Here is a 9,114-nt window from a genome sequence, read left to right as displayed (position 1 = left end):
CGGACAGATCGGATGGTTTCGCCTCTCCCGCTTGCGGGCGAGGCCGGAGGCACTTGCGCCTCCGGGTGAGGGGGTTTGTCGAGGCCGGGGCCCGCCCTCACCCGGTCTTGCTGCGCGAGCCCGGCTTCTCCCGCCGGGGGACTTTTCAGAACGACCCGACGCTTCTGCCGTCATTCCCGCGAAAGCGGGAATCTCTTTCCGGTAAAAGCGTTGCGAGATCCCCGCTTTCGCGGGGATGACGATTTAGAGGATTCTGAAAGGGCCTCGCCAGGCGGGAGAGGTCACGCGCCCTCTTCTCGGTCCTCTCGTTCACCCTATTGCCCTGGCCGCCGCCCCAAGGATCGTGAAGCGGCGATCCTGAGGCGGCGGGCCTGAATATGATACGATGCGCCCCATTCGACGCGGAACCGGCCGGGGCCGAACAAATCCGGCTGGAGCAAAGCGGGATACAGGGCGAGGCAGGGCTGCTGGTCCGGAAGGCCGGATCCACGCCGGGAATTACCATGTGAGCTGACCTCGCCCCTCTTTGAGATCGGGGGCATTGACGGTGGTCGCGGGATTTCAGGAACACGGTCGCGGGGCGTGATGGCCGACGCGCCGACCATGGGGCGGACCGGGTCGATCGACCGCTTCCGCGCCGAGCAGATCGCGGCCCTGTACAAGGCCGCGCCGGTCGGCGTGGTCGGCGCCCTGCTGGGCGGCATCGCGCTGGTCGGCGTGCTGGTCTATGGCGAGCTGGTGCCGCTGCCGCTCGCGGCCGGCTGGGCGGGGGTCCTGCTGCTCTCGGCGCCAGCCCATCTGCTGCTCTGCGCCGTCTATCGCCGCCGCGGGCCGTCCGCCCCGGGCTGGCGGTTCTGGGCCGCCGCCTTCACCCTGGCCAGCGCCATCGAAGGGCTGGTCTGGGGCGTCGGCTCGATCACCCTGATCACGCCCGAGCGCATCGACCAGCAGCTCTGGGTCATGATCGCGACCTCGGCCGTGGCCTCCGGCGCCGCCACCGCCTTCGGCGCCTATCTCCCGGCCTTCTACGCGCTGCTGTTCCCGGCGATGGTCCCCTATGTCCTGTGGAGCGCGTTCCACACCGGCTTCTACAGCCACGCCCTGGGCTTCCTCGACCTGCTCTACGTCGTCGCCATGGCGGTGCTCGGCTGGCGTTCCTACCGCAGCCTGGAGGAGGCGCTGCAGCTGCGCTTCGCCAATCTCGACCTGGCGGAGAACCTGCGGCTGGAGAAGGACCGGGCGGAGCAGGCCAGCCTCGACAAATCGCGCTTCCTCGCCTCCGCCAGCCACGATCTGCGCCAGCCGGTGCATGCCCTCAGCCTGTTCGTCGGCGCCCTGCTGGCCCGCCGGATGGAGGCCGATGTGCGGCGCCTGGTCGAACAGATCGACGGGTCGGTGATCGCCCTGGACAGCCTGTTCACTTCGCTGCTCGACATCTCCCGCCTCGATGCCGGCATCGTGCTGTCCTCGCCGCAGAGCTTCGCGATCCAGCCGCTGCTCGACCGGGTCTGCCGGGACTATGAGGGCGAGGCGCAGCGCAAGGGCATCGGGCTGGTGCTGCATCCCTGCGGGCTGGCGGTGCGCACTGATCCGATCCTGCTGGAACGGGTGCTGCGCAACCTGGTGTCGAACGCCGTGCGCTATACCAGCCATGGCCGCGTCGTGGTCGGGTGCCGCCGCGGTGCGGTGCTGGGCATCGAAATCTGGGACACCGGGCCGGGCATCCCGCCGGAGGAGCAGGGCCGGATCTTCCAGGAGTTCTACCAGCTCGGCAATCCGGAGCGCGACCGCGGCAAAGGCTTGGGCCTGGGCCTCGCCATCGTGCAGCGCCTGACCGCGCTGCTGGAGGCGCCGATCACGCTGCGCTCCGTCGTCGGCAAGGGGTCGGTGTTCTCGGTCGCCGTGCCGGTGGCCGAGGATGCGGTGCCGGAGATTGTCGCCGCCCCCACGACGCTGCCCGACGCCACGGCCCGCGGGCCGATCCTGCTGATCGACGACGAAGCGGCAATCCGCGAGGCGATGCACAGCCTGCTGTCCAGCTGGGGCCATGAGGTGATCGTCGGCGGGTCGGGCGACGACATGCTGGCGCAGATCGCGACCGTGCCCACGCGGCCCAGCCTGATCATTTCCGACTATCGGTTACGAGGTGAGGAGAACGGCATCAGCGTGATCCGCCGCCTGCAATCCGAATACAATGACGACATCCCGGCCATGCTGATCACCGGCGACACCGCGCCCGACCGGCTGAGGGAGGCGCAGGAGAGCGGCCTCTTGCTGCTGCACAAGCCGATCCACAACAGCAAGCTGCGCGCCGCCATCACCAACCTGCTGGCCCGCGCCGCGGAATCCGAGGCGGAGTAGGGGGCGCCGTCCTTCGGGAGCGATAGCGCCGGTCGACACCGTCGTCGCGAGCCCCGCAGGGGCGTGGCGATCCAGAGATCGAGCCGCTGGATCGCCGCGTCGCTTCGCTCCTCGCGATGACGATCCGGTCAGATCAGGTCGGATTGCCGTGCTGCGGTCGCCGCCTGGGTGCGGTTCACCACGTTCAGCGTCCGGAAGATGCTGGTGACATGCACCTTCACAGTCTTTTCGGACAGGTCGAGCGCGTTGCCGATCTCCTTGTTCGACAGGCCGCGCGCCAGCAGCTTCAGCACGTCGACCTGCCGGCCGGTCAGCCTTGCCCCGGGGCCGGCCATGCCGTTCGCCACCCCGGCCGACGGGGACGGCTCCGGCGGCAGCATCATCAGCGGCGGCACATAGACGTCGCCCGACAGCACCAGCTGGATCGCCAGCAGCAGGGTCTGCCGGCTGGCCGATTTCGGGACATAGCCGAGGGCCCCCGCGGCCAGCGCCCGGCGGACGTCCAGCGGATCTTCCGACGATGACAGGATGATGACCGGCAACTCCGGCCGGCGGCGGCCGAATTCGGTGATCGCGGACATGCCACCCATCCCCGGCAGGGCGAGGTCGAGCAGCACCACGTCGAGGTCGAGATGGCTCTCGGCCATGGCCAGGCCTGTGGCGCTGTCATGCGCTTCGACGACGACCGTGTCGGGGTGGCCTTGCTGCAGCAGGGCCACCAGCCCTTCGCGCACCACCGGATGATCATCGACGATCAGCAGTTTCATGGCCGCCCTGTCCATCGCTCTCGGGACTGTTTCGCCGGGCCGCAGCCGCGGTGTCCGGTCGTTGCCCGAGCCAATATCGCTATACGCCCGGCGCCATTTCGTCACAAGTCTTAGCAATGGTCCTAAGACCAGGCCTAGGGCGTCAGCCCAACTTACTCGCCGACCACCCGGTTGATATGGTCGCCGCACAATAAAGACGGCGATGTCGTGGGTTCAGGACATTGCTCCCAGGGCCGGTTCATTTCGATGCCCATCCCGACCGGACGCATTCCACCGTGGCCGCAATTCCAGGCCAAGGCAGCGCTGGTGGTGCAAAAAGGAGAGAACAGGTGAGGCGCAGCAGGACGGTTGTATCGGCGACATCGCTGGCCCTGGCCGCAGCACTCATGCTCGGCGGGTGCCAGACCACCCAGCAGACCGGCGGGCTGTTCGGGGCCGGGGGCGGGGCGCTGTTCGGCGGCCTGCTCGGCAACGCTATCGGCCACGACCAGACCAGCACCCTGATTGGCGCCGGGCTGGGGGCGATCGGCGGCTACTTCATCGGCAGCGATATTGGTCGCCAGCTCGACCAGGCCGACCAGCAGCGGGCGGCGCGGGCGACGCAGCAGGTGCTGGTCTCGTCGCCGCGGCGTGGCGCGTCCCGCACCTGGAAGAACAGCAGCACCGGCGTGCGCGGATCCTCCACCGTGGTGGCGGTCGAACCCAAGGCCAGCGGCGGCGAATGCCGCACGGTGCGCGAGGTCGCCTACATCAAGGGCGAAGAGGTGCAGCAGGAATCCCGCTACTGCCGGAACTCCGGCGGCGAATGGGCCAGCGCATGAGGATCGCCCTCGGGATCGCGAGGGCGGCGCTGCTGGTATCGGCGGCGCCGGCCATCGCCGACGACATCTTCGTGCCCCTGCCCAAGGACATGGAGTGGAGCGAGGTCGCGAAGCACGACAGCCTGCAGTTCAGCTTGGTGCCGTCGGGCCGGCGCAACGTGCTGGTGGCCTGGGGCGGGATCGACAGCGGCGATTCTGAACGCTTTCGCGCCGCGCTCGACGCGGCGGCCCCGATCGACGAGGTCTGGCTGGATTCGCCGGGCGGGGCGCTGGAGGAAGGCATGGAGATGGGCCGCATCCTACGGGCCCGCCGGCTGACCACCCGGATCCCGCGCGGCCTGCAATGCATCAGCGCCTGCAACTTCATCTTCATGGGCGGCAAGATCCGCTATGTCGAAACCGGCGGTGTCTTCGGCGTCCACATGTTCGCCAGCAACGCCGCCGACATGATCCGCAACGACCTGGCCAAGCCGCCGGGGACAGTGCTGGATTTCAACCGGCAGTTCCCGCAGGGGCAGGTCGACCCGGCGGATCTGCAGGCGCAGCTCGACGCCTACAACAAGGACCACGCCGACGATCCGATGACCATGGCCGACATGCTGCAGAACATGGCCCTGGAAGAGGACACCAAGGGGATCCAGCAGGATTCGGCGCAGACGGCGGCGGAGATTGCCCGCTTCCTGGTCGAGATGAGCCTGTCGCTGCGCTTCCTGACCGAATTCGCCGCCATCCCGAACTCGGCCCCACGCGGCCTGACCCGGCAGGAGCTGCGCGACTTCAACGTGATCAACACGGACTGACGCCCGGCAATCTAGGCGCCTGCGGGCGCAGGCAAGGAGACCAACGATGCTTCGCATTCGGACATTGCTGCTGGTGGGGGCGGTGGTCCTCGGCAGCCCCTCGGCATTCGCGGCCTGCACGGCGGGCGCTCCGATCTTCGCCGACGAATTCACCGACACCCTGGGTGGCTGGGACACCGACGATCACTTCACCATCGCCGATGGCGCGGGCACGGCGCTGATCGCGAAGGGGAGAAGCAATTTCTTCGAATTGAACAATGCCTTCCTGGTGCGGGATGCCGTCGTCTGCGCGACCGTTGTCTTTCCCGCGGCCGACAAGGTCGGCAAGACCGCCAGCGGCGACGCGAACGTTCCGGCCTCCGGAATCATGTTCGCGGCCAAGGACTACAAGAATTTCTTCGCATTGCTGATTTCGAGCACCGGGAAGTTCCTGTTCACCCGCTACACGGATGGCCAGTGGAACAACATGACGCCGTGGACGGTGTCCCCTGCCGTCAAGACCGGCTACGGCGTGGAGAACCAGGTCGAGGTGGTGCTCAAGGGCGGCGTCGCGACGCTGTTGATCAACGGGCAGAAGGTGACCGCAAGCCGGATCCAGATGCCCGACGGCCAATCAAAATTCGGCTTCTACGCCCAGCTCGACGAGCCGGCGAGCCCCGATGCCGGGGTGCCGTTCCCGATCGAACACTTCGTCGTCAACCAGCCGCCGTCCTGAGCTTCGGGGCTGCTGATCCGTCAGGCTGGCCGGCAAAGGCATCGTCGAAGAAGGCAATCAGCCGCTCATACAGCAGGCGGCAGTTGCCGGGCTTGACGATGCCGTGGCCCTCATCCGGGAACAGCAGGGTCTCATAGGGGATGCTGCGGGCGTCGAGCGCCGCCCGCACGATCTCCACCTGCTCCGGCGTCACGTTCGGGTCGGTCAGGCCCTGGACGATCAGCAGCCTTCCCTCGATCCGGTCGACGAAATGGATCGGCGAGCGCTCGCGGTACTTCTCCGGCAATTCGTCCGGCGTGCCGCCGATCATGGCCTCGGAGTAGGAGCGAAGATCGGGCCGGGTGGTCCAGTAATCGACCACCAGGTCGGTCATGCCGCAGATCGGGGCCGAGGCGGCGATCACCTCGCGCGGGAAATGGGTGATCGCCCACCAGGAGGCATAGCCGCCATAGGACAGGCCGGTGATGCCGACCTTGCCCGGCTGCGCCAGCCCGGCATTCATCAGCGCCAGGATGCCGGTGCGGATGTCCTCCTGCTCGCGGCCACCCCAGCCATCGGCCTTGATCGCCTCCTGATAGGCGGTGCCCAGCCCGGTGCTGCCGCGATAGTTTGGCTGCAGCACGTGGAAGCCCGCGCGGCACAGCGCCTGCGGCACCGGGTCGAAGCGGCCGTCGTAATGCATGGTCGGCCCGCCATGGACGTGGATCACCGTGCCGCGGCTGTCGCCCCGGGCGCGGTACAGCCAGCCCTGGACGCGCAGCCCGTCGACCGAATGCCACCAGAACGGCTCGGCGGGGCTTAGCTCCGCTTCGTCCGGCAGCGACCCCGCCGGCAGCGGCGCAAGCTCATGCGCGGTCAGCAGATCGGGCGCTTCGGCCGCCAGCGTGACGATGCCGGTCGGCGCCGTGGCCCGGCCGCGCTCCACCACCCAGCGCCCGTCGGCCAAGGGGGCGATCGGCCGCAGGATGTCACCGCCGCGGAACACCGGGGCATAGGCGCCGGTCGACACGGTCACGAACGCGGCTTCGTCCCGCGCCGCGCTGGCCTCGATCACGACCAGCAGGTCCTGGCCGCCATCCGGCTGGCGCGGCCAGCGCACATGCTCGACCGGGATCGCCGGGTCGTCGACCAGCCAGCGCAGCGCGTCGGCTGCCAGGTCGATCAGCCCCAGCCGGCTGTGCGTCGGCGTCTCGGCAATGAAGGCGATGTGCGACCCGTCCGGCGACCACACGCCTTCGGCCTTGGCCGGCCCGCCGGGGTTGTGCAGCTCGCGGTCGGCCCCGGTCCCGAGATCGTACAGCCACAGCGCCCGGCCGCTGGGGTCGTGGTCATTGCGCAGATACAGGATCCGGCGCCCGGTCGGGTCCAGCTTCGGCGTCGGCTTGCACGGCCGGCGGGGCGAGACCAGGGCGCGCTGGGCACCGGTTTCCAGATCTTGCTCGTACAGATGCAGCAGGTCGCCGCCGGCGCCGGTGGCCGGGTCGCGACTGGCGGCATAGACCAGCCGCCGCCCATCCGGATGCAGCTGGGCACTGTAGACATAATAGCCTGGCCGGTCCGGCAGCAGCATCTCCGCCGGTCGGGCCTCGTCCAGCCAGACCCGCTGCAGCCCGACCTGCTCTTCGCCGTCGCGGCGGCGGGCGACCACCAGCGACAGGCTGTCCGGCGCCCAGCTGAAGCTTTCGCAATCCCAGCCGGAATACGGCTCCAGCAGCAGGCGCGGCGGCTGATCGCCCGTGGTCGGGGCGATCCAGGGGCCGTTGCCCTCGACCTTGCCGTTCCAGACCCATGCCACCCAATGGCCATCCGGCGACACGGTCGGGAACAGCAGCCGCGGCGCTGCGATCAGGCGGTCGAGGAAGCCAGCGTCGATGGTCATGGCGGAAATGCTACCTCAGGGACGGCGGATTGGGATACGGCGCCGGCCTCAGACGAGCGCGCCGGCCAGCTCCTCGATCCGGTGGCAGGCGGCGCGGTGGCCGGGGCCGAAGTCGCGCAGGGCCGGCATGGCGCCGGCGCAGAGTTCGACCGCATGCGGGCAGCGGGTGCGGAAGGCGCAGCCGGAGGGCGGGTTGATCGGCGACGGCGTGTCGCCCTGCAGCACCACCCGCCGGCGCTGGCGCGCCCGCACCGGGTCGGGCACCGGCACCGCCGACAGCAGCGCCTGGGCATAGGGGTGCAGCGGCCGGGCGAAGAAAGCGTCTCTGTCCGCCAGTTCCGCCTCGCGGCCGAGATACAGCACCATCACCCGGTCGCTGATGTGCCGCACCACGCTCATGTTGTGCGAGATGAAGATCAGCGCCATCCCCATCTCACGCCGCAGCCGCATCAGCAGGTTGATGATCTGCGCCTGGATCGAGACATCCAGGGCCGAGACCGGCTCGTCGCAGACGATCAGCTTCGGCCGCAGGATGATGGCGCGGGCGATGCCGATGCGCTGGCACTGGCCGCCGGAGAATTCATGGGGATAGCGGTGCGCCATGGCGGGGGACAGGCCGACCTGGCGCATCGCCTCGTTCACCCGCGCCGCCACCTCGGCCCGTTTCAGCTCGGGGTGGAAGGTGCGCAGCGGCCGGCCGATGATCTGCGCCACCGTCATGCGCGGGTCGAGCGAGGCCAGCGGGTCCTGGAAGATGATCTGCATGTCGCGCCGCCGCTGCCGCAGCGCGTCTTCGGGCAGCTTGGTGACGTCGGCGCCGTTCCAGGCGACGGTGCCGCCGGTCGGCGGGATCAGCCGCAGCACGGCGCGGCCCAGGGTGGACTTGCCGCAGCCGGATTCGCCGACCACCGCCAGCACCTCGCCGGGGGCGAGGTCGAACGATACGTCGTCCACCGCCTTGACCAGCTGCGGCGCCCCGCCGAACAGGCCGCCGCCTGACAGCGGGAAATGCACCTTCAGGTGGCGCACCGACAGCACCGGGGTCATCGCACCAGCTCCGGCACCGCGGGGGCAGGTGCCGTCAGCGGCCGATGGCAGGCCACCACCTGGCCCTCGGAGCCTGCGGCGGGCAGCAGCGGCGGCATGGCGGCGGTGCAGAGGTCGACCCGGCGGTCGCAGCGCGGCGCGAAGGGGCAGCCCGGCAGGTCGATGGCGGCGGCAGCGCGGGGCTGGCCCGGGATCACCCGCAGCTCGCCATCGGTGCCCTCCAGGTCGGGCGTCGAATCCAGCAGGCCGCGGGTGTAGGGGTGGGCCGGTGCGGCGAACAGCGGGTCGACCGGCGCCGCCTCCATCACCTTGCCGCCATACAGCACCAGCACCCGGTCGCACATCTCGGCGACGACGCCGAGGTCGTGGGTCACCAGGATCACCGCCGTCCCCAGCTCCCGCACCAGGTCGCGCAGCAGGTCCAGCACCTGGGCCTGGACGGTGACATCCAGCGCCGTGGTCGGCTCATCCGCCAGCAGGATCCGCGGGTTGCACAAGAGGGCCATGGCGATCATCACGCGCTGGCGCATGCCGCCCGACAGCTCGTGCGGGTACTGCTTCATCCGCTTCGCCGCATCGGGGATCTTCACCCGGTCCAGCATCCCGGTGGCCCTGTCCCAGGCCTCGCGCTTGCGCAAGCCCTGGTGGCGGATCAGCACCTCGGTCAGCTGCGCGCCGATCCGGTGATACGGGTTCAGCGAGGTCATCGGGTCCTGGAAGATCA

Annotated in this window: 8 protein-coding genes; 4 read left to right on the top strand and 4 right to left on the bottom strand. The window is 69.4% G+C overall.

What is annotated here, in order from left to right:
- Positions 1 to 585: 585 nt before the first annotated feature.
- A complete protein-coding gene (locus AC3XYG_RS35660; RefSeq protein ID WP_489144641.1) occupies positions 586 to 2,361 on the top strand; it encodes an ATP-binding response regulator in 1,776 nt (591 codons plus the stop codon).
- Between the two features lie 128 nt (positions 2,362 to 2,489).
- On the opposite strand, the gene AC3XYG_RS35655 is transcribed toward AC3XYG_RS35660, so the two are convergent.
- Positions 2,490 to 3,128, bottom strand: a complete 639-nt coding sequence (locus AC3XYG_RS35655) for a response regulator transcription factor (RefSeq protein WP_489144640.1) — start codon at positions 3,126 to 3,128, stop codon at positions 2,490 to 2,492.
- Positions 3,129 to 3,457: 329 nt separating this feature from the next.
- Here AC3XYG_RS35655 and AC3XYG_RS35650 point away from each other — a divergent pair, with 329 nt between their 5' ends.
- From AC3XYG_RS35650 to AC3XYG_RS35640, 3 genes are read left to right on the top strand one after another with little or no spacing between them, the layout of a single operon-like run.
- On the top strand, positions 3,458 to 3,949 hold the full coding sequence (locus AC3XYG_RS35650; protein WP_489144639.1) for a YMGG-like glycine zipper-containing protein: 492 nt from the start codon (positions 3,458 to 3,460) through the stop codon (positions 3,947 to 3,949).
- On the top strand, positions 3,946 to 4,749 hold the full coding sequence (locus AC3XYG_RS35645) for a COG3904 family protein (protein ID WP_489144638.1): 804 nt from the start codon (positions 3,946 to 3,948) through the stop codon (positions 4,747 to 4,749). Before AC3XYG_RS35650 ends, AC3XYG_RS35645 begins: the two co-directional genes overlap by 4 nt.
- Before the next feature lie 46 nt (positions 4,750 to 4,795).
- Positions 4,796 to 5,464, top strand: a complete 669-nt coding sequence (locus AC3XYG_RS35640; protein WP_489144637.1) for a hypothetical protein — start codon at positions 4,796 to 4,798, stop codon at positions 5,462 to 5,464.
- Here AC3XYG_RS35640 and AC3XYG_RS35635 read toward each other — a convergent pair.
- The 3 genes from AC3XYG_RS35635 to AC3XYG_RS35625 all read right to left on the bottom strand — a co-directional run.
- Complete coding sequence (locus AC3XYG_RS35635) at positions 5,445 to 7,343, bottom strand: S9 family peptidase (RefSeq protein WP_489144636.1); 1,899 nt, start codon at positions 7,341 to 7,343, stop codon at positions 5,445 to 5,447. The genes AC3XYG_RS35640 and AC3XYG_RS35635 overlap by 20 nt on opposite strands.
- 48 nt (positions 7,344 to 7,391) lie before the next feature.
- Positions 7,392 to 8,390, bottom strand: coding sequence for an ABC transporter ATP-binding protein (locus tag AC3XYG_RS35630; protein WP_489144635.1), 999 nt, complete (start codon positions 8,388 to 8,390; stop codon positions 7,392 to 7,394).
- On the bottom strand, positions 8,387 to 9,114 hold a 728-nt coding region (locus AC3XYG_RS35625), incomplete at its 5' end, for an ABC transporter ATP-binding protein (RefSeq protein ID WP_489144634.1). The genes AC3XYG_RS35625 and AC3XYG_RS35630, both read right to left, overlap by 4 nt.

The sequence above is a fragment of the Inquilinus sp. genome (genome assembly GCF_057815775.1).
Note: the sequence above shows the minus strand (reverse complement) of the source record. Positions and strands in the feature narration are given on the sequence as shown.

Excerpts from the sequence above, each read along its gene's own strand:
- AC3XYG_RS35660 (WP_489144641.1), top strand. The coding sequence starts at position 586 with ATGGCCGACGCGCCGACCATGGGGCGGACCGGGTCGATCGACCGCTTC.
- AC3XYG_RS35655 (WP_489144640.1), bottom strand. The coding sequence starts at position 3,128 with ATGAAACTGCTGATCGTCGATGATCATCCGGTGGTGCGCGAAGGGCTG.
- AC3XYG_RS35645 (WP_489144638.1), top strand. The coding sequence starts at position 3,946 with ATGAGGATCGCCCTCGGGATCGCGAGGGCGGCGCTGCTGGTATCGGCG.
- AC3XYG_RS35640 (WP_489144637.1), top strand. The coding sequence starts at position 4,796 with ATGCTTCGCATTCGGACATTGCTGCTGGTGGGGGCGGTGGTCCTCGGC.
- AC3XYG_RS35635 (WP_489144636.1), bottom strand. The coding sequence starts at position 7,343 with ATGACCATCGACGCTGGCTTCCTCGACCGCCTGATCGCAGCGCCGCGG.
- AC3XYG_RS35630 (WP_489144635.1), bottom strand. The coding sequence starts at position 8,390 with ATGACCCCGGTGCTGTCGGTGCGCCACCTGAAGGTGCATTTCCCGCTG.